This window comes from Haloarcula japonica DSM 6131 (assembly GCF_000336635.1).
Taxonomy (GTDB): domain Archaea; phylum Halobacteriota; class Halobacteria; order Halobacteriales; family Haloarculaceae; genus Haloarcula; species Haloarcula japonica.
On record NZ_AOLY01000009.1, the window covers coordinates 42,173 to 69,162 of the forward strand.

25 protein-coding genes are annotated in these 26,990 nt (G+C 62.8%); 20 read left to right on the forward strand and 5 right to left on the reverse strand.

Annotated elements, in window-relative coordinates; translation table 11 throughout:
* Positions 1-44 precede the first annotated feature (44 nt).
* The 5 genes from C444_RS05515 (at position 45) to C444_RS05535 (ending at position 5,487) form a co-directional block, all read left to right on the forward strand.
* Complete coding sequence (locus C444_RS05515) at positions 45-2,813, forward strand: PAS domain S-box protein (RefSeq protein WP_004591494.1); 2,769 nt, start codon at positions 45-47, stop codon at positions 2,811-2,813.
* Positions 2,814-2,969: 156 nt separating this feature from the next.
* Positions 2,970-3,329: a DUF7344 domain-containing protein gene (locus C444_RS23225; RefSeq protein WP_004591495.1), complete on the forward strand. Its 360-nt coding sequence runs from the start codon at positions 2,970-2,972 to the stop codon at positions 3,327-3,329.
* 80 nt (positions 3,330-3,409) lie between these two features.
* Entirely contained in the window at positions 3,410-4,171 is a 762-nt protein-coding gene (locus C444_RS05525; protein WP_004591496.1) for an aldo/keto reductase, read from the forward strand.
* A gap of 169 nt (positions 4,172-4,340) precedes the next feature.
* A complete protein-coding gene (hop, locus tag C444_RS05530) occupies positions 4,341-5,171 on the forward strand; it encodes a halorhodopsin (RefSeq protein ID WP_004591497.1) in 831 nt (276 codons plus the stop codon).
* Positions 5,172-5,304: 133 nt separating this feature from the next.
* A complete protein-coding gene (locus C444_RS05535) occupies positions 5,305-5,487 on the forward strand; it encodes a hypothetical protein (RefSeq protein ID WP_004591498.1) in 183 nt (60 codons plus the stop codon).
* Positions 5,488-5,822: 335 nt separating this feature from the next.
* Here the strand turns inward: C444_RS05535 and aspS are convergent, their stop codons facing one another.
* Positions 5,823-7,127, reverse strand: coding sequence for an aspartate--tRNA(Asn) ligase (gene aspS, locus C444_RS05540; protein ID WP_004591499.1), 1,305 nt, complete (start codon positions 7,125-7,127; stop codon positions 5,823-5,825).
* Positions 7,128-7,318: 191 nt separating this feature from the next.
* On the opposite strand from aspS, the gene C444_RS05545 reads away from it, so the two are divergent.
* From C444_RS05545 to C444_RS05570, 6 genes are all read left to right on the forward strand, one after another.
* Complete coding sequence (locus tag C444_RS05545; protein WP_004591500.1) at positions 7,319-8,218, forward strand: ABC transporter permease; 900 nt, start codon at positions 7,319-7,321, stop codon at positions 8,216-8,218.
* Positions 8,215-8,964, forward strand: a complete 750-nt coding sequence (locus C444_RS05550; RefSeq protein WP_004591501.1) for an ABC transporter ATP-binding protein — start codon at positions 8,215-8,217, stop codon at positions 8,962-8,964. The genes C444_RS05545 and C444_RS05550 overlap by 4 nt, the downstream gene beginning before the upstream one ends.
* A complete protein-coding gene (locus C444_RS05555; protein WP_004591502.1) occupies positions 8,961-9,533 on the forward strand; it encodes a hypothetical protein in 573 nt (190 codons plus the stop codon). The genes C444_RS05550 and C444_RS05555 overlap by 4 nt, the downstream gene beginning before the upstream one ends.
* Positions 9,534-9,679: 146 nt before the next feature.
* A complete protein-coding gene (locus C444_RS05560; protein ID WP_004591503.1) occupies positions 9,680-10,171 on the forward strand; it encodes an Lrp/AsnC family transcriptional regulator in 492 nt (163 codons plus the stop codon).
* A 126-nt stretch (positions 10,172-10,297) separates the two neighbouring features.
* Positions 10,298-10,762, forward strand: a complete 465-nt coding sequence (locus C444_RS05565) for an NAD-binding protein (RefSeq protein WP_004591504.1) — start codon at positions 10,298-10,300, stop codon at positions 10,760-10,762.
* Between the two features lie 2 nt (positions 10,763-10,764).
* Complete coding sequence (locus C444_RS05570; RefSeq protein ID WP_004591505.1) at positions 10,765-12,969, forward strand: APC family permease; 2,205 nt, start codon at positions 10,765-10,767, stop codon at positions 12,967-12,969.
* On the opposite strand, the gene C444_RS05575 is transcribed toward C444_RS05570, so the two are convergent.
* Positions 12,970-13,683 carry a phosphoglycerol geranylgeranyltransferase gene (locus C444_RS05575; RefSeq protein WP_004591506.1) on the reverse strand — a complete coding sequence of 238 codons (714 nt, stop codon included), beginning with the start codon at positions 13,681-13,683 and terminating at the stop codon, positions 12,970-12,972.
* Between the two features lie 161 nt (positions 13,684-13,844).
* Here C444_RS05575 and C444_RS05580 point away from each other — a divergent pair, with 161 nt between their 5' ends.
* Genes C444_RS05580 through C444_RS05590 form a run of 3 tightly spaced genes read left to right on the forward strand, consistent with a single transcriptional unit; the run spans position 13,845 to position 14,970 of the window.
* Entirely contained in the window at positions 13,845-14,321 is a 477-nt protein-coding gene (locus C444_RS05580; RefSeq protein WP_049909156.1) for a hypothetical protein, read from the forward strand.
* A 59-nt stretch (positions 14,322-14,380) separates the two neighbouring features.
* The gene (locus C444_RS05585; protein WP_004591508.1) at positions 14,381-14,782 is read left to right on the forward strand and encodes a Rieske (2Fe-2S) protein; all 402 of its coding nucleotides are present in this window, start codon (positions 14,381-14,383) and stop codon (positions 14,780-14,782) included.
* Complete coding sequence (locus C444_RS05590; protein WP_004591509.1) at positions 14,779-14,970, forward strand: hypothetical protein; 192 nt, start codon at positions 14,779-14,781, stop codon at positions 14,968-14,970. Before C444_RS05585 ends, C444_RS05590 begins: the two co-directional genes overlap by 4 nt.
* Positions 14,971-14,984: 14 nt before the next feature.
* On the opposite strand, the gene C444_RS05595 is transcribed toward C444_RS05590, so the two are convergent.
* Positions 14,985-15,383 (reverse strand): PPOX class F420-dependent oxidoreductase, encoded by a 399-nt coding sequence (locus C444_RS05595; RefSeq protein WP_004591510.1) that lies wholly within the window; start codon positions 15,381-15,383, stop codon positions 14,985-14,987.
* A 43-nt stretch (positions 15,384-15,426) separates the two neighbouring features.
* On the reverse strand, positions 15,427-17,910 hold the full coding sequence (locus C444_RS05600; protein ID WP_004591511.1) for a DNA topoisomerase I: 2,484 nt from the start codon (positions 17,908-17,910) through the stop codon (positions 15,427-15,429).
* 223 nt (positions 17,911-18,133) lie between these two features.
* Here C444_RS05600 and C444_RS05605 point away from each other — a divergent pair, with 223 nt between their 5' ends.
* Together C444_RS05605 and C444_RS05610 are read left to right on the forward strand one after the other, a co-directional pair.
* The gene (locus C444_RS05605; RefSeq protein WP_004591512.1) at positions 18,134-18,679 is read left to right on the forward strand and encodes a hypothetical protein; all 546 of its coding nucleotides are present in this window, start codon (positions 18,134-18,136) and stop codon (positions 18,677-18,679) included.
* A 169-nt stretch (positions 18,680-18,848) separates the two neighbouring features.
* A complete protein-coding gene (locus C444_RS05610; RefSeq protein WP_004591513.1) occupies positions 18,849-19,145 on the forward strand; it encodes a hypothetical protein in 297 nt (98 codons plus the stop codon).
* Between the two features lie 53 nt (positions 19,146-19,198).
* On the opposite strand, the gene gatB is transcribed toward C444_RS05610, so the two are convergent.
* Positions 19,199-20,716: an Asp-tRNA(Asn)/Glu-tRNA(Gln) amidotransferase subunit GatB gene (gene gatB / locus C444_RS05615; RefSeq protein ID WP_004591514.1), complete on the reverse strand. Its 1,518-nt coding sequence runs from the start codon at positions 20,714-20,716 to the stop codon at positions 19,199-19,201.
* A gap of 143 nt (positions 20,717-20,859) precedes the next feature.
* Here gatB and C444_RS05620 point away from each other — a divergent pair, with 143 nt between their 5' ends.
* The 4 genes from C444_RS05620 (at position 20,860) to C444_RS05635 (ending at position 26,981) form a co-directional block, all read left to right on the forward strand.
* Positions 20,860-21,162 (forward strand): DUF7518 family protein, encoded by a 303-nt coding sequence (locus tag C444_RS05620; protein WP_004591515.1) that lies wholly within the window; start codon positions 20,860-20,862, stop codon positions 21,160-21,162.
* A 21-nt stretch (positions 21,163-21,183) separates the two neighbouring features.
* A complete protein-coding gene (gene smc / locus C444_RS05625; RefSeq protein WP_004591516.1) occupies positions 21,184-24,777 on the forward strand; it encodes a chromosome segregation protein SMC in 3,594 nt (1,197 codons plus the stop codon).
* On the forward strand, positions 24,770-25,783 hold the full coding sequence (locus C444_RS05630; protein WP_004591517.1) for a segregation/condensation protein A: 1,014 nt from the start codon (positions 24,770-24,772) through the stop codon (positions 25,781-25,783). Before smc ends, C444_RS05630 begins: the two co-directional genes overlap by 8 nt.
* A gap of 94 nt (positions 25,784-25,877) precedes the next feature.
* Entirely contained in the window at positions 25,878-26,981 is a 1,104-nt protein-coding gene (locus tag C444_RS05635) for a site-2 protease family protein (protein ID WP_004591518.1), read from the forward strand.
* The last annotated feature ends 9 nt before the right edge of the window (positions 26,982-26,990 follow it).

Sequence of the window (26,990 nt, forward strand, 5' to 3'; positions counted from 1 at the left end):
AGTTATTATGCCTCAGTAAAGTGATTGAACAGCATACCAGGGTGATGATTGGAAACGACCTCGATAACATCGCGTTTGCGGGAGCGAGACAGACCGGCGCTGCCAGCCGAGAAATCGAAGTCGTGTATCTCGATTCCGACCCGATGGCACGAGAGCAGATACACGAGGGGCTGGCGGACCACCATGCTGACATAACAGTGACGAGCGTGGCAACGACAGATGCCGCCTTGGAAGCCGCCGCGTCGACGGATGTCTCCTGTCTCGTCCTCGACCCGACTGGGCTGGGTGATATCCCGGACTCGCTGGTGTCGAACGACCGCTATCCTGTCGTCCTCTACACTGACGCCACTGCGGCGGACAGCGTTGCGACCGTCTTCGACGACGCGGAGACAGTCGTCAAGAAACAGGGGGACGGACAGCTAACGTTTCTGGCGGAGAAGGTCGTTAGCGTCGTGTCGGCGTCGGCAGACCGGACTGAATCCGCGCTCCGAGATGCGCTGTCCGGAATCGAATCGCGCGCTGAAGCGAACGAAATCGCTGTCCTGCTGGCAGATGACGGAACGGTACACTGGTCGAACGACTCGGTGTCGGCGTTCGTTGACCGCCTCGACGATACCCGCCAGGTCGAGGACTTCTACGACGCCATGATGGCGGCACTTCCCGACACGCCCAGCGGCCATCGGCAGTTACAGCGGCTCCGGAACTCGCCGACTGAACCGGTTGCCATCCGGGTTTCGGGTAGCGACCATGACCAGTACCTCCTTCGACGCGGGCACGAGCTACCGGATGCCGCGGGGGGACTCACGCTCGTCCTACTGCGAGACATCACCGAAACTGTCCGACGTGATGCCCACATGGCGCTGTTGGAACTTCTCGTCGAGCAGGCACAGGACGGCCTTTACACACTCGACGAACGTGGCGTCATCGACTTCTGTAACGAGTCGTTTGCGGCGAATCTCGGGTACGAGCCGGACGAGCTGTGCGGCGAACACGCCTCGACAGTGCTTGCTCCCGGTGAACTCTCGAAGGGGCAGGCGACTGTGGAAACGCTGCTCGAAACGCCTGAGAAGGAGAGTATGTCTGCCGATCTGACGTTCTGTCGGAAAGACGGTACCGAACGGGAGGTGTCGATCAACTATACGTTGGTTCACGACGAAGACGGCAACTACAGTGGGTTGACCGGTGTCGCTCGAGACATCACGGAGCGCTGTAACCGCGAGCGGGAGTATCAGGAGATGACTGAGCGGTTGAATTTAGCGCTCGAAGGTGCGGAACTCGGCGTCTGGGACTGGAACCCCAAAACCAACGACGTCACCTTCGACGAGCGCTGGACTGGCATGCTCGGTTACACTACGGACGAACTGGAGCCAGACTACGAGACGTGGGCCGACCTCGTCCATCCCGACGACCTCGACCGAGCGGAACAGGCGCTGGAAGAACTGCAATCCGGGGAGATCGAGACGTACCACAGCGAATTCCGGATGCGGACGAAAGACGGGGACTGGCGGTGGATCCGGGACATCGGCAAGGTGTTCGAGTGGAACGACGATGGCGAAGCGATCAGGGCTGTCGGGATCCATCAGGACATCACCGAAGAGCGGAAACGCCAGAATGCAATCGAACGGCAGCGCGACGAACTGGCGACACTCAACGGGGTCAATATGGTCATACAGGACCTCATTCACGCTCTGGGCGGTGCCGCGACTCGCCACGAGACTGCAGAGACAGTGTGTAAACGCATTGTCGAATCAAACCTCTGTGAGCTAGCGTGGATCGGTGAGCGAGCCGGCGCGGACAATAGACTCGTGCCGAAAACGGTAGCCGGCGACAATGATGCCGTTCTCGACGAACTCATCGTTAGTGACGGGAACGGCCAAGTGCTGTGTGAAACAGCCCTCGCGACAGGTGCGGTCCAGACGATACAGGACTGCGGCAACCCGGCCGAATTCAAGCAGTGTGGGGCCGCTGCTCGCAAACAGGGGTTCAAGTCCGCCGCAGCGATTCCACTGGTTCAAGGGAACACTGTCCACGGCGTTCTCTGCGTGTACGCCGACCAGCCAGCGGCGTTCGGCGGTCGAATAGCTGATAGTTTCGCTGTCCTCGGTAAGATGGTCGGGTACACGCTCGCCGCGGTCCAGAACAGGCAACTCCTGTCTGACGATACCGCACTCGAACTGACATTCGAATCAGATTGCTCCGACATACCCCTTGTCTCGGCAGCGAATGCGTACGGATGCCGGATCGAGGTCATCGAATTTGTCGATACCGAGCCGACGCATCTCCTCTATGTCTCCGTCGACGAAGGGCCGCCCGATGCAGTCTCTGCACATCTCTGTTCGCAGACGGATATTCTCGGTTCGCGGGTCGTCCGTGCAGACGATTCCAGCGGCGTTATCGAGCTACAGGTTACAGAAACCGTCCAATCGCTGCTTCTCGATGTCGGTGCTCGCTGTCGGACCGTGGTTGCCGACGACGGGACGCTCTCTATTACTGTTGAGGCCCCGCCGGATGCCGACTCCCGGGCGATACGGGACGCTGTCTCTGATCGGATGCCTAACAGCACGCTGACGGCAAAACGGGAGTGCGATCAGACAGACAACATACTTGACGCCCAAACGGACCCATGCAACCACCTGACTGATCGCCAGGAAGAAGTCCTCCGTACGGCCTTCTTGGCGGGCTACTACGCTTGGCCCCGGGATACGAACGCCGAGCAACTGGCAGAGAGGCTCGATATCGCGTCACCGACGCTCCATCAGCATCTCCGGCGAGCACAGCGGAATCTCATCGATGCTGTGTTGGATCTGCAGTGATAAGCTATGCTGAGGGTGTTGACACTTATTGTCGGCGCATTCACTAGGTGCCTAGTTATCTAGGTACAGAGCTAATAACATTGAAGGCTATTAATTTAACCCGCGTAAATGAGTAACCAAAGGAATGGAGGATCTCAGAGTGACCAATGGTGTGGGATGACGCCGTCGGAAAGAACGCTGTCTACGGCGGATGTAGACGACGTATTCGAGGTTTTGTCTGATTGGCGGCGCCGTGCCGTCTGTCGTTACTTCGCGAGCAGTGACCAGACGGCCGCTGACGTCGCGGCGCTCGCCTCGGCAATATCGGAGCACGGAGAGACGAGTATGGTCGATACAACAGATACGTCACCCTCGACTATCCGAACACAGCTCGAAGAGGAGCATCTGCCGGTGCTCCATCGGATCGGGCTCATCGACTACGACGAGCGAAGCGGCGCAGTGAAGTACTGGGGGTCACCCACCGTCGAAAAGTGGGCTGACCACGCGGCGGCTGTCACGCAGCAGACCGACTTCTAACTGCTCGGCGGGCCGCATCTGGGGGGATGCGGGCCGGCGGAGGCGCTACTCCTTTTTAACGGGGGTCCAAACGCTGGAGCATGGACCTCCCACCAGTCGGGCTCGGCACGATGGGTATCGAAGACGAAGCTGTCGTTCGGACGGCCATCGACTGTGGCTACCGCCATCTCGACACCGCTCAGATCTACGAAAACGAGCGCACTGTCGGTGCGGGTATCGCCACCGCCGAAACCGACCGGGCCGACCTGACTGTCGCGACGAAGCTCTGGATCGACGCACTCGGGGCGACCGCCGTCCGCCCGGCGACAGAAGCGAGCCTCGACCGACTCGGCCTCGATGCCGTCGACCTACTGTACGTCCACCGTCCGCGTGGCGACTACGACCCAGAAACGACGCTGCCCGCCGTCGAGGCCGTGTGCGAGGCGGGACTGACCGAGCACGTTGGGCTCTCGAACTTCGACCCGGACCAGTTGGCTGTCGCGCGCGACTACCTCGACGGGATCGCTGCACATCAGGTCGAATTCCATCCGCTGTTCTGGCGCGAATCGCTGCTCGCCGACGCCCGAAAACACGGCTACCCGCTGGTCGCCTATGCACCGCTGGCCGGCGGTCGCGTGTTCGAGGAAGCGACCATTGTCGACATCGCTGACCAGCACAACACGTCACCGGCCGCTGTCAGCATCGCTTGGGTGACCAGCTACGAAAACGTCGTCACGATTCCGAAGGCATCCTCCCGATCCCATCTCGAAGCAAACCTCACCGCTATCGACTTGGAACTGACCGACGACGAAATTGCACGCATCGAGGGCATCGAGCGCGAAGAAGAATTGTTCCCGGAGTGAGCCGTCCGTCGCTGGACACGAGCAGGCAGGCCTGTCTGAGACTGTTTAGCGCGGTGGTTCCACCCACGTGACCGGGACTGACCCTGCCCTTCCGAAACCCGAATCTAACAGCGGATACCGATACCGTTTGGCTACGCGTCTTTAAGTGCTCTCTTCGTAGTTAGTGTACATGACAGCTGCCAGTACCACTGCAACGACAGTGCTTCAGGCGACACAGTCAGACGTACTTCAGGAGATACAGTCGAATTTCCTCCTGAACTCATCACTCTGGGTGAACATCGCGCTGGCGGGCGTCGTCATCCTCCTGTTCATCGCGATGGGTCGTGACATCGAGTCGCCGCGTGCGAAACTCATCTGGGTTGCGACGATGCTGGTTCCGCTGGTCTCGATTTCCAGCTACGCCGGCCTGGCCTCCGGGCTGACGGTCGGGTTTCTGCAGATGCCGCCGGGTCACGCTCTCGCCGGGCAGGAAGTCCTGTCGCCGTGGGGCCGCTACCTGACGTGGACGTTCTCGACACCGATGATTCTCCTGGCACTGGGCTTGCTGGCTGACACCGACATCGCGTCGCTGTTCACCGCCATCACGATGGACATCGGAATGTGTGTGACCGGCCTCGCCGCCGCGCTGATCACCTCCTCGCACCTGCTGCGCTGGGTGTTTTACGGCATCAGCTGTGCGTTCTTCCTCGCAGTGCTGTACGTCCTGCTCGTCCAGTGGCCGGCCGACGCAGAGGCTGCCGGGACGAGCGAGATATTCGGGACGCTCAAGATCCTCACCGTGGTGCTGTGGCTCGGCTACCCGATTCTGTGGGCGCTGGGTTCCGAGGGCGTTGCTCTTCTGAGCGTCGGCGTCACCTCGTGGGGCTACTCCGGGCTGGACATCCTCGCGAAGTACGTCTTCGCGTTCCTGCTCCTGCGCTGGGTTGCCGCCAACGAAGGCGCTGTCTCGGGGTCCGGGATGGGCATCGGCTCCAGCGGCGCTGCGCCCGCGGACGACTGAGTCGCGTATTGAGACGAGAGCAGTATTCGCCCTGCTTGCGTATCCCTGACCGTATTCTGGCCGTTCTCTATCCCTGGCCACACAGTAGCAGATGCAGAAAAAATAAGCTATGTCGCCAAAATGACTAGTCTGTATGCCCTCCCCATTCGAAAACCCAGCCCTTCGCTACGGTATCCCACTGGTCAGCGCCACAGTCGTCGCAGCTGTCGCGTTCCTCTTCCTTGAGGGAACAGTACGGTATGTTGCACTCGGTATCGCTGTCCTCGAAGTTGTGGTCGCCCCACAAATTCTGAAACAGGCGGCGTCGAACGCCTAGTTGGGGACAGGTCGGAGTTCTGTCTTCGTATCGGTTTGGTGTGTAGTCCTGCCTGTCTACCTCTGACATTCCAAGCTCGGAGAAGCTGAACCGCTGCGAGACAGCACGCTCGCGGGTCGTTCCTCCCCGCTCGCGTTACCGAGGTTTTTCCCTGCGGTCAAAACCTCGCTTTCTACGGAGAGAGGCGCTGTCGGTCTCGCGGGAACACTGTCACTTCGCTTCGCTCGTGACAAGCTCCCGCTTGGCAGTCGCGTCGTCGCCTACGGCGACAGACNGGGAACACTGTCACTTCGCTTCGCTCGTGACAAGCTCCCGCTTGGCAGTCGCGTCGTCGCCTACGGCGACAGACGCTGTCGGTCTCGCGGGAACAGCACCGCTTCCCGGATGTTCTCCAGCCCGAGCATCGTCATGATGAGGCGCTCGCCGCCGAGGCCCCAGCCGGCGTGTGGCGGCATACCGTACTTGAACATCTTGGTGTAGTACTCGAAGGCTTCCGGGTCCAGCCCTTGCTGTTCGAATCCTTCGACGAGGTGGTCGAAGCGGTGCTCACGCTGGCCGCCAGAGACTAGTTCCATCGACGGGTGCATCATGTCGAAGCCGGTCGAGACCTCTTCGTCGTCGTCGTGGTCCTTGATGTAGAACGGCTTGATCTCGCTGGGCCAGTCCGTGATGAAGTAGTGTTCGCCGACCTCCTGACCGAGAACGTGCTCGGCTTCCGTCGAGAGGTCGTCGCCCCAGACCAGCGGCTCGTCGAGTTCGCCGGTGGCGTTGATCTTGTCGAGCGCTTCCTCGTAGGTGAGCCGCGGGAAGTCGCCCTCAGGAGCCGCGAACTCGTCTTCGAGACCGAGCGCTTCGAGCTGGTCCCCGCAGTTCTCGGCGACGCCCTCGTAGGCGGACTGGACGACGTGCTCGCAGGCGTCCATCGCCTCGGTGTGGTCGTAGAACGCCGACTCGAAGTCGATGGAGGTCGCCTCGTTGAGGTGCCGCGGCGTGTTGTGCTCCTCGGCGCGGAAGATCGGACCGATTTCGAAGACGCGTTCGAGGCCGGAGCCGACCATCAGCTGTTTGAACAGCTGCGGGCTCTGGTTCATGAACGCTTCCTGTCCGAAGTACGTGATCGGGAACAGTTCGGTACCGCCCTCGGTCCCCGTGGCGACGATTTTCGGCGTGTTGATCTCCGTACAGTTGATATCGCGGAACGCCTCGCGGACCGACCGGAGGACCTCAGCGCGGATCTCGAAGATGGCCTTCACCTCGTCTTTACGGAGGTCGAGCGTTCGGTTGTCGAGGCGGGTCGGGAGTTCGGCGTCGACCTTGCCCGACGGGTCGAGCGGCAGTTCGGGGTCGGCCTCCGAAATCACGTCGACGGACTCCGGCGTGACTTCGACACCGGTCGGCGCGCGTGGCTCCTCTTCGACGTCACCGGTCACCGAGATGACCGACTCGCGCTGGACGTTCAGCCCCGTTTCCACGAGGTCGTCGTCCATCTCGTCCTTCTCGAACTTCACCTGTATCTTTCCGGTGGTGTCCCGAAGAATAAGGAAGGCAATACCACCGAGGTCTCGGATCTCGTGGACCCAGCCGGCGACGGTGACCGTGTCACCGGGCGTTGCGTCCGTCGTGTAGGTTCGGTTTTCCATGGCTGTTCGTTCTTGTGGCCGTAACTTAAGAACAGTCTTTCGAGGCGAGGGCAGGGCACTCGCAGAACACGGTTGGTCTTAAAAAGGACACCAGTACCGTTCAGGTCCAACCGAAGCGATAGCTCGTTTTCGTCTAAACATACAAAAAGTTGATAGTGTGTTTTATATGATATACTTTCAAACCCGACCACATGGCCCTCCCCCGATGGTTTCCCGTTGCACGGAAAGAGGCAACCACGTTACTCAGATCGAAAGGCACCTGGATACTTGCACCCCTGCTCGTCGTCTGGGGGTATGGTCCTACTTACATCAGTTGGGATATCCTCGGCCCGGACGTCACGGTCGGGTTCATTCAGGTAGCCGGGTCGACCCTCCTCCCGCTCTGTGTGCTGTTACTGACGTATCGGTCGATTATCCAGGAACGGACATCGGGCAGTCTGAAATTCCTGCTTGGCCTGCCCCTCACGCGGACTGATATCCTCATCGGCAAAGTCCTCGGTCGGAGCGTCGGCGCTGTGCTTCCGTTTGCCCTCGCAACAGTTGTTCTCGGCGTGATTGGCGGTGTCAAGTTCGGGCTGTTCTCACCGGTACGTTTCATCGGCGTGTTTCTGGTGACGGTGCTGTACATCGCTGTGCTCGTGTCGGTCGCAACAGCGGCATCGGCGGTGACGACCAGCACGGTCCGCGTAACTGCCGTGCTCTTCGGCGGTTTCTTTCTGCTGCTGACACTGGGGTGGAAAATCGTTGGTGTCCGTCTCTACTCGGCTGTGACCGGCAACCCAGTCAATCCGTTCGAACCGCCGGCCGACGGCCTGTTGTTCGCTATCCTTCGGATTTCACCGGGCCGAGCGTACCGAACTATTACGAACTGGATACTCGGCGTCGGGAACTCCGGTGGCCAGTACACGTCCGTGATTGAGGTCCTATATCCTGGCATCTCTACCAACGAGTACGTCGTTGACGCGGCCTTCAGTGGACAGCCAGTCCCAGCCTATCTCCACGAATCGATCGCTCTCGTCGTATTGCTTCTCTGGGGAGTCATCCCGCTGGCACTGGCCAGCTATCGATTCAACCGGGGTGACCTCGCATGACGTCACCGGCAATCGAGACTGATGGCCTTTCGAAACAGTACGGCGAGGTTGTCGCGCTTGATGCGCTGAACATGACTGTTGCACAGGGCGAGGTGTACGGCTTCCTCGGCCCGAACGGTGCCGGCAAGTCGACCACAATCAATCTGCTGATGGACTACATCAAACCAACCTCGGGGACAGCGCGCGTTCTCGGCTACGACCCGTGGAACGATGTCGTCGCCTGTCATCAGCGCGTTGGTATTTGTCCCGACCGCTTCGAGACCTACGAGTCGCTGTCCGCGCGGCGGCATCTCGAACTGGTGATTGATACGAAGCGTGCGGACGACGATCCACGGGCACTGCTTGAGCACGTCGGACTGGCCGACGCTATCGAAAGACCCGCTGGTGAGTTCTCACAGGGGATGGAACAGCGGCTGGCACTCGCGATGAGCCTCGTCGGGGAGCCGGATCTCCTGATTCTCGACGAGCCGTTCACCGGGCTTGACCCCCACGGCGTCGCGCTGGTGCGAGATGTTGTCGAAGCTGAGTCCGAACGCGGTGCGACGGTGTTCTTCTCCAGTCACGTCCTCGGGCAGGTCGATCTGGTCTGTGACCGCGTCGGGATTCTCTATGAGGGGGATCTCATTGTGGAAGGAACCCTGCCGGCGCTCCGTGACACCTGTGACCTTTCGTCTGACGCGACAGTCGAGGATATCTTCATGAGACTGACTGACGGCTCCGCACACGCCGGAGAGATGGACACATGAATCGCCGCCAGTATCTGGCCGTGTCGACGGCTGCGCTGTCCGGACTTGCCGGCTGTCTGGGCGATCCCGAGTACACTATTTCCAGCGTGGAAACCGACGATGATTCGCACCCGCTCGCGCTTGACGTGGCGACAGTTGACCGAAATGTAGTGATCGAAAGTCCCGGACGGCTGAATATAACGCTCCGAAACACTGGAACACAGGACGTTATCATCAAGAACACCGGCGTCTGGCCGCTCGGGGTGTTAGGACTGGTTCCAGCAGACGAGTCAGAGACCGCCGGCACCCTACTGGTGACTGACGAGTATGAGCAGTCAAATACTGTCGAGGTACGGCCAAACGGGGCGAGTAAAGATAATGCCCCACTCACCGGAACGCTGGCAGCTGGTGAATCTATTCAGCGGCAGTACGAACTTATCGGGCGGCGGATTCCAAGGGCCGGCACGTACACGCTGCAGGGCTACTTTGACGAAGTTCCGCTCTCCTACCGCACAGGCGAGAACGCAGACTGGGTCGCATATCACCCGTCAGTAACCGTGACACTCACCGAACAGTCGGTGCTTCCCTGAGACACAGCGGCGTCTGTGCCTCGAACCCGCGTAGTCCCCTGTGCTACTGGCGAGGCACAGATGAGTGTCGAGAACAGTCAGACGGTACCACAGCGTCCGGTCCAATATCCTGAACCTTTGTACTGGTAGCCGTCAAAACAGCCGATATGGCCGACGCGGAGTACCCTATCGACGACCTGGACCGGAACATCATCTACGCGCTCCAGCAGGACGCGAGACACACGTCAGCGAGTGAGATAGCCGAATCGCTTGACGTCTCCGCACGAACCGTTCGGAACCGCATCACGAAGCTCGAAGATGCCGGCGTCATCGCCGGCTACGATGTCGATGTCGATTACGAGGCCGCGGGGTATCAACTCCACACGCTCATCGTCTGTACGGCACCGATCCACGAGCGCGAGGAGGTCGCACAGCGGGCACTCGATGTGTCCGGCGTCGTCGCCATCCGAGAGGTCATGACTGGGGCCGACAACGTCCACGTCGAGGTGGTCGGAACCGACGGAAACGACCTGAGCCGCATCGGCAGAGATCTCAACGACATCGGGTTGGAGGTCGTCGACGAGGACCTTATCCGGAACGAGTACACCCGGCCGTTCCACCAGTTCGGGCACGACGACCCCGATCCGGACACTAAGTGATGTGTTTTCCGGTAATTGATTATATACATAAATATATCCGGAATCGGAATACGAACCTAGATATTTATCGGGTGTCGGAAACTATGTGTGCGTATTGGTCGGGTAGCTCCGGCCTCTACGAAACCAATGATCTCGCTTACAGGACTCCGCGAACGAGTGGACGACGACATCGACCCCCCGTCGGTGCTGGTCATCAGCGACCGCCACGTCGGGTCTGAGGTAGTAACGGCGTTAGATCGAGGCACCGATGCCTGTCTCGTCACCGACCACGACGGTGTTGCCGGGCAAACGCCCGACGACACCCGCGTGGTAGTCGGTGACGAGCGGGAGTGTGCTGTTCTCCGGGACGCTGGGGCCCAAACGACCGATATCGCACTGGTCTCGATGCAGACAGACCGCGGGGCGTTCCTCGTGACACAACTGCTTCGGACGCAGTTCGATGTCGAAACCGTGGTCGTCGTGCTCAACGACCCGCAGCATCGACCGGCGTTCGAGTCGGTCGGCTCTGAGGTGGTCTGTGGCTCGCAGATCCTAGCAACCGAACTGGAACGCACTGTGGAAACAACGCTCCAGACGCACGAAACCGCGTAATCATGGCCAAGGATCTGGAACGCGACCTCGGACTGCTGTCAGTGGTAGCGATATCAATCGGTGCAATGGTCGGCAGTGGCATCTTCATTTTGCCGGCACTGGCGGTGAAAGACGCCGGGGCCGGCATCATTGCCGCCTACCTGCTCGCAGGCGTGCTCGTGCTTCCCGCCGCACTCAGCAAGGCCGAGATGGCGACGGCCATGCCCGAGGCCGGCGGCACCTACGTCTACATCGAGCGGTCGATGGGGCCGCTGCTGGGCACAGTTTCGGGACTCGGAACGTGGTTCTCCCTCTCGTTCAAGGGCGCGCTCGCGCTCGTCGGCGGCGTGCCGTACCTCGTCCTTCTGTTCGACCTGCCGATCCGTCCGGTCGCGATCACGCTCGCCGTCGTTCTCGTCCTTGTCAACATCCTCGGGGCGGAACAGACCGGCCGACTCCAGATCGGTATCGTCGCGGTGATGCTCGTGGCGATCGGCTGGTTCGTCGCCGGCGGCGGCCCGGCAGTCAACACCGCGACGTACGGCGGGATGTGGGACTACGGCGTCGAAGGGATCTTCGCCGCGACCGGCCTCGTGTTCGTCTCCTTCGCTGGCGTGACAAAGATCGCCTCCATCGCCGAGGAGGTCGAAGACCCGGACCGCGTTATCCCGCTGGGGATGCTCGGCTCCCTCGGCTTCACCACGCTGCTGTACGTGCTCGTCGTTGCCGTCGTCGTCGGCGTCATCCCACTTGACCAGCTCGCCGGGAGCACGACGCCCATCGCGGACGCGGCCGAAGCAACGTTGGGTACCGCCGGCGTCGCGGCCGTCGTCCTCGCGGCGATTCTGGCGCTGGTCAGTACGGCCAACGCCGGCATCCTCTCCTCATCGCGCTACCCGTTCGCCATGAGCCGCGACGGCCTCGCGCCCGGTCTGTTCAGCACAGTCAGCGACCGCTTTGGCACGCCGGTGACCGCGATCACGCTGACTGGCGGCGTGATGTTGCTCCTCATCCTCTTCGTTCCGATTCTGGAGATCGCGAAGCTCGCGAGCGCGTTCAAGATCCTCGTATTCGCGCTCATCAACGTCGCGCTCATCGGCTTCCGTGAAAGCGACGCACCCGACTACGACCCCTCCTTCGAGGTCCCGCTGTATCCGTGGACGCCGATATTCGGCACCCTGACCGGGTTCGCCCTGCTGACGCAGATGGGTCTCATCGCGATTGTCGGGGCCGTCGGCATTGTCGTCGGCAGTGTCGTCTGGTATCTGGGCTACGTCCGACCGCGAGTCACCAGAGAGGGCGCGATCAAGGAGTCCGTCCGCCGGAGCATCGGCGACCGCGCGCTCGACCGGACGGAAGAGACGCTCGACGAGGCGGCGGAGACCTCCGTGCTTGTCGCACTCCCCGAGGGCGCTTCGCGGCAGAGCGAAGCGACACTGCTTGAAGTCGGGGCCGCGCTCTCGCCCGACGGCAGCGGTCTCTCCGTCGTCCAGTTCGACGAAGTGCCCGACCAGCAGCCACTCGATTACGCCTCCGACGTGCAGTCCCCGGGCGACCTCAAATTCGAGTGTCGGACCGATACGCTGGCGGCTACCCTCGATGTTCCTGTCGAGTACGGCGAACTCGTCAGCCACCACCCCGAGCGGGCTGTCGCCAATGCCGTCAACGAGCGGGATGTCGACGTGCTTCTGGTGGAACGTGGCGCGTCGTTCGAGGATTCGCTGCTGGGCGACAGTATCGACCGCATCCGCAAGCAGACCGACTGTGACACCATCGCCGTGGACGCACAGCCCCTCGAAGCGCTGGAGACTGTCACGCTCGTCACGACCCGCGGCCCGTACGATCCGTTGAAAGTCCGGGTCGGCAACGCCGTTGCGACGGAGACCGGGGCCGACCTCCGGTTCCTCTACCCGCTCGACGAGCGCCAGTCGGCGGAGGAGCGCCAGCAACTCGAAGCGTACCACGACGACCTGCTGGACCTCTGTGATGTGCCGACGGAGCGAAGCTTCGTCGACCGAGGCGACCTTTCAGCGGCGATAGACGCGGCTGACAGTGACAGAACGCTGCTCGTACACGCGAACAACGGTGGGCTTTCAGCCCGCGCGTCAAACGACGGCGGAACCGCGCAGTCAGCAATTCAGGACAGCGATCACGCGTCGATGGAAGTGGATACGAAACGCCACCCCGGCGGCGTCGTCGGTCGACTGCTCGAACGGCTGGCGTTCTAGCTACCGGACTGTCGCCGTCGCGTCCTTCGCGCCTTTCACCGTTTCCTGCACCGCATCGACGCCTTCATCGTGAACGAGGTCGCCGACGACGATGGTATCGGCGTGCTGTGCCATGGTGCGGGCGGACTCGTAGTCGTGGATGCCACCGCCGTAAAACAGCGTGGCGTCGTCGAGGATGTCCGCGGCGGCGGCGACGATATCGGTGTCGCCAAGCATCCCCGAGTACTCCACGTAGATGATCTCTTGCCCGAGGAGGTGCTCTGCGGCTTCGGCGTACGCGGCCACGTCGGCCGCGTCGAGGTCGCAGTTCGCCTGCGTGTATGACGCAACCGACGCCTCCGGGTTCATGACGATGTAGGCCTCAGTGAAGGTCCGCGACCAGTCGATATCGTCGTCAATGCGTATCCACTCCTTGTGCGCACCGGTGATCCAGGCCACGTCGCCGGCGTTCATCACGACCGGGATGAGGTAGCCGTCGTGCCGGTCGCTGTGGACGACAGACGCGGGATTGGATGGCTCGATATACACGGGGATGTCGTGTTTCCCGCAGGCGTCGACGACCCGCTTCATCTTCTCCTCTGTCATTCCGGTGGTCCCGCCGACTTCGATGGCGTCGGTCCCCGTCGCCGCGACGTCTTCGAACGTCTCTCCGTCGACCAGCGTCTTGTCGGGGTCTATCTTCACGATGTGGTCCCAGTCCGCCCAGTCGCTCATACCTGCCAGACTTGCGCGTGGCCGTATAACCGCTTCGGATACACCCATCACAGTGAGGCACGCTGACAGCCCACCCGAACAGCCAGATAGCGACCGAGTGGCGTCGGTGCCATACGTATATCTCCGAAGATTTATGATGGCTATGTTACAATCGTCAGACAATGACCGCGGACAAGCGCCGGTACGTCGTCGCTGCTATCCGAGCTGCGCTCGTTCTCACGGGCGCTGTCGTGACGGTGGCAGTGCTGTACTCGTTTTCGACGATGCCGACAGCGTCACCGTCCGGCAACGGCTTCGTCCGCGGGCTCTCATATCTGTTCGGCAGCGTCCTGTTCGTCCTCGCGCTGGGCGGTGCCGGACTGGGTCTCGCCTTGCCATCGCTGTTGGGGGCTGAGGATGCGCTGGCGTTTGACCGCTGGCAACGCCGCTGTCTCCAGGGCGCTGGCGGCCTTTTCGTCGGTGGGTTCGTCGTCGGACTGGCGGCAGGACTGCTCACCGAGTTGCAGTTCGGTCTCTTTCTCTGGCTCGTTGCTATCGTCCTTGCCGTTCTCGTGGTCAGTTGTGTCCTGGTTTGGCGACTGTTCGAGGTGTTCGTTACCGCATTGGTGCGTCTCATCGCCGCGGAGACCGGCGAGTGACGCGTACAGTTCCCGCACTACGGTAACGCTGATACCGGCGGCAGCCTAACGCGCCAGTCGTGCAGCGACTTACGACAGTCGAGACGGTACACGAGGACGGGTCGTGGCTGTTCACCGCCGAAGACGCCTACGGCGACCTGGAGGAGGTCGTTCTCGTGCCGTGTGACGACGGCGTCGAGGCCTGGGTGAACCGATGTACCCACGAAGCACAGCGGTTCGACACCGGACGGGGCGTCCCGATGCGGGACGACCAGCTCATCTGCCCCCGGCACGGTTCGCTGTTCGATGCTTGCGACGGCGGCTGCGACAACGGCGACGCCGCGGGGACGACGCTCCCCGGCGTCGAAATTTCGGAGACCCACGGCGACGTGTTCCTCACGGACGACGACTATACGTTCGCCCACGAGGGCGGCATCGACGACGACGACGGTCCGAGTTCGACATCCCACCTCCAGCTGTGACCGACGGCAACAGCATCGACCGGGACCGACTGCGAGCGGGCGTCGTCGAATGTCCGCTCTGTGAGCGCCAGATACCCGAGCCACTAACGCACGCCATCGTCTACGGCCCCGTCAACAGGGTGACGGCCGACAACGCCGAGGCCGTCGAGTGTCCGGTCTGTGACGGCGTGACGTTCGTCTCCGACTGACAGCGGAAGACTGCTCAGCCGCCGGTCAGGACCTCATCGGCCCTGATTCGGAGGATGACGCGCTCGGTCTGAATCGGGTTCGGATACTCGTCTTCGCCCATGTATCGCTGTGCCAGCGTGTCGATGTGTTCACGCGCTCCCTCCGTGGTCACTTCCTCGACCTCGCCCGTCACGGAGAGGAACCGATACGGGTTCTCCGGATCAGTCATGCTCACCGCGACAGTCGGGTCGGACTCGACGTTGCGCGCCTTCCGGCGGCCGCGCTCGGTGTTTATCAGCAGCCGGTCGTCGTCGCTGTCGTAATCGACCCAGACCGGCGTGGCGTGTGGCTCCCCGTCCGGCGTCATCGTCGTCACGTGCGCGAACGTCGCCTTCTCGAACAGGTCGTGGAACTCCGTGGGTATAGATGGCACACCTGCCACCAGTCCCGCGAGCGGATTAATGGTACCGCCGGCGTCAGGCTTCGAGTTCGTCCTGCCAGTCCCGGACCTGCGTGGCGCTGACGCCCTGGACTTCTGTGGCGACGCTGTCGGGGTCGGCCTCACGGAGCGCCGCCAGCGAGTCGACGCCGGCGTCGCCGAGCTTCTCCGCGGTCGCCGAGCCGATGCCGCTCAGGTCCTCCAAGTCCTCGACGGCGGTGCGGGCTTGGTACTCCTCGTAGTTGCAGATGGGACAACCCAGCTCCCAGGGGTCGTCGCTGTCGGCGTCGATGACCAGCTCCGGCAGGTCGTGCTCCTCACAGAACGCCTCGGTCACCGAGATGTCGCCGTTGCGGGGCAATGGCAGCGAGTAGTCACAGTCGGGGTAGCGCGTACAGCCGACGAGCCGGGAGCCCGAGCGGAGGTGTTTGATGGCCAATTCACCGTCGTGTTCGGAGCCGCATTCAGGACACGGCCCGATGACCTCGTCCTCGCTTTCATCGGCCTTCTCGGCCTCACAGCGGGGGCAGCCGTGGACGAACGTGTCCCGGCCGGCGAGCATTTTGACGTGGTGCATATCGTGTTCCTCGCAGTGCTCTTCGAGCACTTGCGGCTCGCCCGTCGAGGTCAGCGGGAGCGTGTTGCGACACTCGGGGAAGCCGTCGCAGCCGACGAAGTACGACCCCTGGCGCGAGCGCCGGACCAACATGTCCTCGCCGCACTTCGGACAGGGGCCGAGCGTCTTGTCGGCTTTCAGTGACTCCTGGAGGTGCTCGCCGATTTCCTCGCGGGAATCGCGCAGTTCATCGAACACCCGCTTGAGCATCTCGCGGGACTCGTCGGCCACGTCGTCGAGCGTCGCCTCGCCGTTGGCGATGGCGGTCATGTCAGCCTCTAACTGGGCGGTCATCTCGTCGCTGACGACGTGGTCAGCGAACTCCTCGGCGGCCTCGACGACGGCCATCGCCAGCGTCGTCGGCCGGGGCGGGTCGCCCTCGATGTAGCCGCGGTCGTACAGCTTCTCGATGGAGTTGTGTCGGGTCGACTTCGTCCCCAGGCCTTTGTCCTCCATCGTCTGGATGAGCCGGGACTGGCCGTAGCGACGTGGTGGCTGGGTCTGTTTGTCCTCCATCCGCACCTCGGAGATGGCCAGTTCCTCGCCTTCCTCCACGTCGGGGACGTGGTTCTCGCTGGCGCTGGAGTAGGGGTACACCTCGTGGTAGCCCGGTTCGACCAGGCGCTTGCCGTTGGCCTTCAGCGAGCGGCCGCCGGCGTCGGCGACGACGCGGAGGTGTTCCCACGTCGCGGCCTCGGCGACCGTCGCGAAGAAGCGCCGGACGACCAGTTCGTAGATCTCCCACTCGTCGTCCGAGAGGTCTGCCTTCGGCGGAATCTCGCCAGTCGGGTGAATGGGCGGGTGGTCAGTCGTCTCCTCGTCGCCTTCGGTGGCGGTGATGTCGTCTTGCTCCAGTAGCTTTTCGGCGTCCTCGCCGAAATGTCCGGCTCCCACGAACTCATCGAGCAAGGCGTCTTCTTCGAGGTCGTCCGGGTAGACGGTGTTGTCCGTCCGCGGGTAGGTGATGTAACCGGTGGTGTACAGTTCCTCGGCGATTGACATCGCCTGCTGGGCGGAGTAGCCCAGCGAACTCGCAGCGGAGATAAAGGCGGTGGTGTTGAACGGCGTCGGCGGGCTGTCGGTGCGGGTCCGGCGGCGGACGCTCGTCACCGTCGCTGCATCGACGCTCGTCAGGTCGGCGTAGGCCTCGTCGGCGTCGTCTTCGACCCAGACCCGCTCGGCCTCCTTGCCGTCGTCGTCGTAGAAATACTGGGCCTCGAAGCCCGAGCCGTTCTTCTGGAGGTCAGCGAAAATCTCCCAGTAGTCCTCGGGGTCGAAGGCCTGTATCTCCCGTTCGCGGTCGACGATGAGCTTCAGCGTCGGCGACTGGACCCGGCCCACGGAAATGAAGTCGTCACCCAACTGTCGGGCCGACAGCGAGAGGAAGCGGGTAAGTGCGGCCCCCCATACGAGATCGATGATCTGCCGGGCCTCGCCGGCGGCCGCCAGGTCGAAGTCGATATCGTCGGGGTTGGCGAAGGCGTCCCGGACCTCCCGCTCGGTGATCGAGGAGAAGCGGACGCGGTCGACGGGCGCGTCGGTCTCCTCGCGGATGAGCTCGTAGGCCTCCTTGCCGATGAGCTCTCCTTCGCGGTCGTAGTCTGTCGCAATGGTGGCCTCGTCAGCTTCCCGTGCCAGTTGCTTCAGCGTCGTGACGATGTTCTCCTGAGTCGGTTCCTTTGTCACGTCGGCGTCGATGAGCTCGACCGGCTCCACGTCACGCCAGTCGTTGTACTCCTCGGGGAAGTCGACGCCGACGACGTGGCCGGAGAGGCCGACGACGCGCGTGTTCCCCCACCGATAGACGTTGACGCCGTTTTGCCGGCTCGCGGAGGCGCTCCCCTCGGAGAGGATCTCCGCGATGCGGCGGGCGGCGTTGTCCTTCTCGGTGATAATCAACCGCATCAGACACCACCTGTCTCTGTCATTACTCGTCGCTACGGAGTCAACTGTTCTAAAGGCTTTCGGGAAATCGGGCGACAGCGCGGGTGTGCGGGCGCTTGCGGGGCCGCTCGCGCCCGCGTGGAGGTAGCCCTTTACCAGTCCGGTACTTCCCTTGCGCCACCGTCGGCCCTACCGTCACTCGCCACTTCGACGCACTCTTGGCGCTGACACTCCGACTCTCAGTATGGACCGCCGGACGACCAAATTCCTCCGTGGAACTGCCGCTGCACTCGTCTTCGCGACGGCGGCGTTTCACCTCTGGTGGGGACTCCCGCGCAGCATCATCTACGCGCAAGCCATGAGCGGACTCCTGGGACGGGGGCTCCCACCGGACCCCCGCCCGTTCCTGTTCGTCGCCTTCGCCGCGGTGTTGCTCGCCGGCCCGTATCTCATCACCCGGGGTATCATCGGCCTGCGGAACGCCTATATTGCCGGGACGCTCCTCATGATCGCGTCCATCGCCGGCTGGGTGTTCTGGCACGCTACCGGCCACGGTGCCTTCCTCGTCGAGGGGTTCTCTGCACCGTCGTCCAGTGGCGGCGGACACCACGGCGGGAGTACCGCCTTGCTGATACTAGACCATTTCAACACTGAACCGACCGAATCAGCTATCAAGACTCTCGAAGCGCTCGCCGCTGCGATCTTCGTCACGCTGCTGTGGAAGGACCCCGCAATCATCCCGGGCGAGCGGCGCGAGAGCGTCGAGTCGAACGCGGCGAGCGAACCGTAGCACGAAGCTCAGCATAGCGGCTATCGCACCGCTCTCTCAAATCAGATATACCTGTAAGATTCAGGATCAATTCGGCAAGGAACGGTGGTATCGTGACATTTATCATCAATAGTATGTCTCTTGTTACAGGATGGAAACCTCTATCCCGGACGTGATATGGGACCCAGGGATGGACCGGGTGTTCGAGGCGTTGTTTACCCGCCGTCGTCGAATGATTCTGTTCATGCTGAAACAGCGTAGCCCACGGCAGATCGTCGACTTTCTGCCCAGAAGTGTCGGGGCGCAGAGTACTGAAACTGAACTCCGCCACGATGACTTACCCCGTCTGGCCAGTTTAGCATACATCAACTGGGACCGGGCAGCCGACGAAGTATCACGGGGCCAGCGATTCGACGAAATAGAACCGATGCTCGAACTACTTGAGAACCACGCTGACGAACTGCCAGACGACTGGCCACAGCGATGACTACAGCAATTCAGGCTCGCCACTGCACCACTCAGGCCGAGTAGGACGCTGTCTTAGCTCTCCAACTCCTCGCGAAGCAGCCCGTTCACGTCGCCGGGGTCGGCGCTCCCGCCGGTCTTCTGCATGACTTGTCCCACGAGGAAGTTGATCGCACCGTCCTCGCCGTTGTGGTAGTCCTCGACGGCGTCAGGGTTCTCGTCGATGGCGTCGACGACGGCCTGCTGGACCTCGTCGCCGGAGGTTTTGCCCAGTCCCTCGCGGTCGACGACTGAGTCAGGATCGTCACCCGTGTCGAGCATCTCCCGAAGCACGGTTTCCCGTGCGTTCTTCGCCGTGATCTCGTCCTCGGCGACGAATTCCACGAGCCGGGTCACCTCGTCGAAGCGGTCGTCGATGTCGGTGATAGCCATGTCCCGGTAGTTCAGTTCGCCGAGCAGGTTGTCGGCGACCCACGTCGCGGCCAGGTCGGCGTCGAAGCGCTCGGCCACGTCCTCGAAGAAGTCCGCAACCTGCTTGGTGCTCGTGAGCTTGGAGGCGGCCTCCTCGCTGAGGCCGTACTCGGCGACGAACCGTTCGCGGCGGGCGTCGGGGAGTTCCGGAATCGGGACCTCGTCCTTCCAGTGGCTGACTCGAAGCGGCGGCAGGTCGGCCTCCCGGAAGTAGCGGTAGTCCTTCTCCTCTTCCTTCGAGCGCATTGACACCGTGTTGCCGTGGGTCTCGTTGAAGTGGCGGGTCTCCTGCTCGACGGCGCGGCCGGACTGGATGAGCTTCCGCTGGCGGGAGGCCTCGAAGGACAGCGCCTGCTCCGCGCCCTTGTGGCTGGAGATGTTCTTGACCTCGGTACGGTTGGCGTCTTCGAGGACGGACTCGTCGATGTCACCGTCCTCGCCCACTGCGTCGGCGTCGACCATCGAGAGGTTCGCGTCGATACGGAGGCTGCCGTCCCGCGTCGCATCGAACACCCCCAGATACTCAAGCACTTCTTCGAGCTTTTCGAGGAACGACCGGACCTCGCCCGGCGCGCGGAAGTCCGGTTCCGTGACGATCTCCATTAGCGGCGTCCCGGCACGGTTGTAGTCGATGAGCGTGTAGTCCGCGCGCTCGATGGAACAGGTCCGGGACTCGAGCGGCCCAGTGCCCTCACGGACGTGCTTGATGGAGCCGGGGTCTTCTTCGAGGTGCGCCCGGCGGATGTCGACGCTACGGCGCTCGCTCTCGACGGAGAATTCGAGTTCCCCGTCCTGACAGATCGGCGAGTCGTACTGGGTTATCTGGAAGTTCTTCGGGAGGTCGGGGTAGTAGTAGTTCTTCCGGTGGAAGGTCGTCTCCTCTGGGATGTCGGCGTCGATGGCCTTGCCGACCTTCACGGCGGCCTCGACCGCACCCTCGTTGACCACCGGAAGCGCGCCGGGGAGGCCAAGACACACCGGGCAGGTGTGGGTGTTGGGTTCGGCATCGGCCACGTCGGTCGAACAGCCACAGAAGATCTTCGTCTCCGTCTCAAGCTGGACGTGGACCTCCAGCCCGATGACGGCCGCGAGTTCGCGGGACTCGGACGCTTGCGCAGTCATTGTCCGGGGTTCGGTGGCGCGTGGCTAAAGGCTAACGACCCTGTACAGCGTCGGGACGGACTCGGCCCTCCGGAGCGGACGTATCACTCGAACTTCCAATGTCTGACGTAGGTATAAGTGTCCACAATGGATGGGTTACGGATATGTGCGGCAACCGAGTCGAGGAACTCGAAACGCGCGTCAGAGAACTGGAAGCGTCGGTCGAAGGACTGACCGACGAACTCGTCGAATGCAAGGTCCGTATCCGGGAACTCGAAGCCAGCGTCGACGAAGACAACGGATTCAGCGCCGACGAGTCCGACTCGGAGGAATCGGCCGCCACGCCGGCGGAGGCCGACACACCTAACACTGAGGATACCGACGAGGTTGATAACAGGGAGGAAGCCGAGGCCGCGTCGGAGGCCGAGACCGAGGAGGACTCGGAGTCCGACATCATCGTCGCGTAGGGCTGTCGGCCACTCAACCGCATGCATATCAAAGAGCTCGTCCTCGACAACTTCAAGAGCTTCGGGCGTAAGACCCGAATCCCGTTCTACGAAGATTTCACTACTATCAGCGGCCCGAACGGCTCGGGCAAGTCCAACATTATCGACGCAATTTTGTTCGCGCTCGGACTCGCTCGCACCTCGGGTATCCGTGCCGAGAAACTGACCGACCTCATTTACAACCCCGGTCACGCCGACGAAGACGCCGAGTACGACGGCGAGCGACAGGCCAGCGTCGAGGTGATTCTGGCCAATAACGACCGGACGCTGTCACGCTCGCAGGTCGTCAACGCCGCCGGCACGGAGGACGTGGGCGACGTGGACGAAATCGCCATCAAACGCCGGGTCAAGGAGACCGAGGACAACTACTACTCGTACTACTACATCAACGGCCGCTCGGTCAACCTCTCGGACATTCAGGACCTGCTCGCACAGGCCGGCGTGACCCCGGAAGGGTACAACGTCGTCATGCAGGGCGACGTGACCGAGATCATCAACATGACCGCCGGCTCCCGTCGGGAGATCATCGACGAGATCGCCGGCGTCGCCCAGTTCGACGCGAAGAAGGCCGACGCCTTCGACGAACTGGAGGTCGTGCAGGAGCGCATCGACGAGGCCGAGCTCCGCATCGAGGAGAAACAGGAGCGCCTCGACCAACTGGAAGACGAGCGGGAAACGGCGCTCAAGTACCAGGACCTCCGCGAGGAGAAAGAGGAGTACGAGGGCTACCGCAAAGCCGCCGAGCTCGAAGACAAGCGAGAGGAACTGGCGGCCGTCGAGGAGGCTGTTGACGAGCTCGAAAGCGAACTCACCGAACTCCAGACGGAACTCGACGAGCGTCAGGGTGCAGTCATCCGGCTGGAAGACGAACTGCACGAACTCAACCAGGAAATCGAGCGCAAGGGCGAGGACGAACAGCTCGCCATCAAACGCGAAATCGAGGAGATCAAAGGCGATATCTCCCGGCTGGAGGACAAGATCGAGTCAGCCGAGGAAACGGTCGAAGAAGCCGAAAACGAGCGCCGCCAGGCGTTCGTCCAGATCGACCGCAAGCAGGAGACCATCGACGACTTGGAAAGCGACATCCGCGAGACGAAGGTCGCCAAGTCAAACGTCAAGGCCGACATCGCTGAGAAGGAGTCCGAACTCGCGGAGGTCCAGCAGCGCATCGACGAGGTCGGCGAGGAGTTCCAGGAGGTCAAGGACGAACTGGAGGAGAAACGCTCGCGGCTGGAGACGCTCAAAAGCGAGAAGAACGACCTCCAGCGCGAGCAGGACCGGCTGCTCGACGAAGCCCGGCGGCGCTCGAACGCCGAAGACGAGAAGCGCGAGGCCATCGAGGAAGCCGAATCCGAGATCCCAGACCTCGAAGCGGACATCGAAGACTTAGAGACGGAACTGGAGAAGGCAAAGCAGAACAAGGCGACCATCGGCGAGGTCGTCGACGACCTGCGGTCCGAGAAGCGCGAGCTACAGTCGGACCTGGACGAACTGGAAGACGAGATCAGCGCGAAACAGCAGGAGTACGCCCAGCTAGAGGCGAAAGCCGGCGAGGACGGCGACTCCTCGTACGGCCGCGCGGTGACGGCGATTTTGAATGCCGGCCAGGACGGCGTCCACGGTACCGTCGGTCAACTGGGTGGGGTCGACCCCGAGTACGCCACGGCCTGTGAGACGGCGGCAGGTGGGCGACTTGCCCACGTCGTCGTCGACGACGACAGCGTGGGCCAGCGCTGTATCGAGTACCTCAAATCCCGCAGCGCCGGCCGGGCGACGTTCCTGCCGATCACACAGATGCAGAACCGCTCGCTGGGCTCGCTGCCCAGCGCTGACGGCGTCATCGACTTCGCGTACAACCTCGTGGACTTCGACCGCGAGTACGCGGGCATCTTCTCGTACGTGCTCGGCGACACCGTCGTCGTCGACAGCATGGACACCGCCCGCGACTTGATGGGCGACTATCGGATGGTCACCCTCGACGGCGACCTCGTCGAGAAGTCCGGTGCGATGACTGGGGGCTCCTCCTCGGGCACGCGCTACTCGTTCTCGGGCGGGGCGGGCAAGCTCGAACGGGTTGCCACACGAATCAACGAACTCGAAGACGAGCGCGCTGACGTGCGCGACGACCTCCGTGATGTTGAGGAGCGCCTCGACGATGCCCGCGAACGCGAGTCCGACGCGACCGAGCAGGTCCGGGACATCGAGACGAGCATCGAGCGCAAGCAGAGTGCCCTCGAAGACACCCGCGACCGCATCGAGCAACTGGAAGCCGACCTCGAGGAGATCGCCACCGAGCGCGAGGACGTGGCCGACCAGATGGACGAACTGGAGGCTGACATCGAGGCAAAGACCGAGGAGATCGACGCGCTCCAGGCCGACATCGACGAGCTCGAAGCCGAGGTCGAGGACTCGGAACTGCCGGACCTGACCGACCAGCGGGAGTCCATCAAGGACGACATCGACGCGCTGGAGGACCGGCAGAGCGACCTCGACGCGGAACTCAACGAGTACGAACTGGAAAAGCAGTACGCCGAGGACGCTATCGAGGACCTCCACGACGATATCGAGGCGGCCCAGAACCGCAAGGCAGAACACGAGGAACGCATCGAGGACCTCGAAGCGAAGGTCGCCGAGAAGGAGGAGCTGAAGGCCGAGAAGGAGCAGGCCGTCGCCGATCTCGAAGAGGAACTGGCCGAACTCAAGTCCGAGCGAGAGGCCCTGAAAACCGACCTGCAGGAGGCCAAGGAAGCCCGCGACGAACAACAGGCCGCTGTTTCCGAAATAGAGCGGGACCTCGAATCCGAGCAGGAAACCCAGGAGCGTTTAGAGTGGGAAATAGACGAGCTCGAAGCGCAGGTCGGCGACTACGATCCCGAAGACGTGCCTGACCACGACACGGTCGAACAAGAAATCGACCGGCTCGAGACGGAGATGGAGAAACTGGAGCCGGTCAACATGCGCGCCATCGAGGAGTACGACCGGGTCAACGACGACCTGCAGGAACTCGAAGAGAAGAAGGCGACGCTGGTCGAGGAGGCCGACGGCATCCGCGACCGCATCGACACCTACGAGGCGCGCAAGAAGGAGACGTTCATGGAGTCGTACACGGAGATCAACGACCAGTTCCAGAACATCTTCGAGCGGCTCTCGAACGGTACCGGCCACCTCCACCTCGAAGACGAGGACGACCCCTTCGAGGGCGGACTGACGATGAAGGCCCAGCCGGGCGACAAGCCGATTCAGCGGCTGAACGCGATGTCGGGCGGCGAGAAGTCCCTGACGGCGCTGGCGTTTATCTTCGCTATCCAGCGGCACAACCCCGCGCCGTTCTACGCACTCGATGAAGTCGATGCCTTCCTCGACGCCGCCAACGCCGACCTCGTCGGCGAACTGGTCGACGAACTCGCCGGTGACGCCCAGTTCGTCGTCGTCTCGCACCGCTCGGCCATGCTGGAGCGGTCCGAGCGGGCCATCGGCGTGATGATGCAGGGCGACAACGTGAGCGCGGTTACCGGGATTGACCTCTCAGGTGAGGGGTCGGACGACGGTGATGAGGAGGTGCCAGCGGATGACTAGCGAGCCGCCACGCGGTTCGGAATCGCGAACGGGGAGCGACGCGACCCGTGAGCCAGAAGACGATGCCGAGGATATTCCGCTCGACATCACCGGCCACGAGGACCGCGAGCCACCCGGCGAATCAGGTGATGCGGCGGCGCTGCTGGGGAACGACTCGGACGGGGATGATGACGCGCTGGAGCAGGACCAGCCGACAGACGAGCAGACTGCCAACGACAGCGAGGACGAAGACGTCGAACCGGTCGAGGTGCTGGTCCAGCTCGCGGACGACGGCGAAATCGACCCGTGGGACATCGACGTGGTGCGGGTCACCGACAAGTTCCTCCAGCGAATCGATGACGCGGACCTGCGCACGTCGGGCCGGGCGCTGTTCTACGCGAGCGTCTTGATTCGGATGAAAAGCGACGCCATGCTCGGTGAGGGCGAGGACGAGGAAGAACCGGCCGAGCCGTGGGAGCAAGCGATGCACGAGGATGCCCCCATCGAGGACCCGGACCCCTTCGCCGCGCTGGAGTCCGAGATGGACCGCCGGCTCGAACGCCGCCGGGCCCGCGGGATGCCACAGACGCTCGACGAACTCGTCCGGGACCTCCGCGACGCTGAGCGGGAGTCGTGGTGGAAAGAGTCCCGCGAGTACGACACCAGCGATTCCCCGAGCGGGTACGACCGCGGGACACAGGAGCTTGACTACCGCGGGGCAGACGACATGCGACTGGACGAGGAGCCGTCGGCGGCGGACGTGACCGGGACAGCCCACGCCGAGAACATCGACGACATCATCGCCGACGTACACGACGCCGTCCGCGAGCAGTACGACCAGGGCCGCGAAGAGGTGCTGTACCGCGAGGTCGACACCGCCGGCGGGACCCGCGTCGAGACGTTCCTCGGACTGCTCTTTTTAGCCCATCGTGGCCAGGTCCGCCTTCAGCAGGATGACCTCTTCGGCGACCTCTGGATTCAGGACCCCAGCGCCGCGACCGGGTCGGACGAGGCCGTCGCGGACTGACCGCTTCGCCCGCACGCCTGCTGCGGGGCGACACCGACCGCCCAGCGGTGACACAGCAAACAGGTTCAAACGGGTCGAACCCCAAACGCGAGTAATGGCGACACAGTCCTCGCCGCCGGAGTTGCCGGACCCGGAATCGCTTGCCGACACGTTCTACGTGTACGAGATCGACAGGACCGCCGAGGACGGTGTCCGGTACTACGGCGAGCCGGTGACCGAGTCAGAACAGGTCATCCATCGCATCGCACCGGCCTTCCGGCAGCGCGGGTACCGCGTGGCGCTCAAGCGGGAAATGGGCGAGTGGGTACTGATCGCACGGGAGCGGTCGCTCGGCGTCGACGGGGTTCCGTGGCTGAACGTCGGGCTCGCCGTCCTGACGCTGCTGTCGACGCTGTACGCCGGGACGCGCTGGTACGGGCTGTCTGTGCTCGAAGACCCGACAGCGATGCTCACGGCGTGGCCCTTTGCCGCGGCGGCGCTGGGTATCCTCGCCGTCCACGAGTTCGGCCACTACGTCATGAGTCGCTACCACGAGGTGGAGGCGAGCCTGCCGTACTTCCTGCCGTTCCCGAACGTGCTCGGGACGCTGGGTGCGGTCATCAGCATGAACGACCACATCCCCGACCGCAAGGCGCTGTTCGACATCGGCGTCGCCGGCCCGCTGGCGGGCCTCGTCGCGACTGTCGTCGTGACCGCAATCGGCGTGACGCTCCCGCCAGTAGAGGTGACCCGCGGCATCGTCACGAACATCGAACTCGGCTATCCGCTCCTCCTGCAGGGGATCGCCGCAGTCATGGGTGAGCCGCTGGAGTACGCGAACCCGCAACTCCTTCCGAACCCGGTCGTCATCGGCGGCTGGGTGGGGGCGTTCGTGACCTTCCTGAACCTCCTCCCGGTCGGCCAACTCGACGGCGCACACGTCGCCCGGTCGCTGTTCGGCGACCGTCTATCGCTGGTCCAACTCGCCGTCCCCGTGGCTCTGTTTGGGCTCGCAGGCTACCTCGTGGTCTTCGAGGGGGGCCGCGCGGCCGGACTGTGGGCGTTCTGGGGGATTCTGGCGCTTGTGTTCGGACGGCTCGGCTCCGCGACACCGCTGGACGAGACGCCGCTGGGGCCGGGCCGCTGGGCTGTCGGCCTGCTTACGTTCGTCCTGGGGATGCTCTGTTTCGTCCCGGTGCCGCTCGTCATCACGATGTAGCGGCATTGC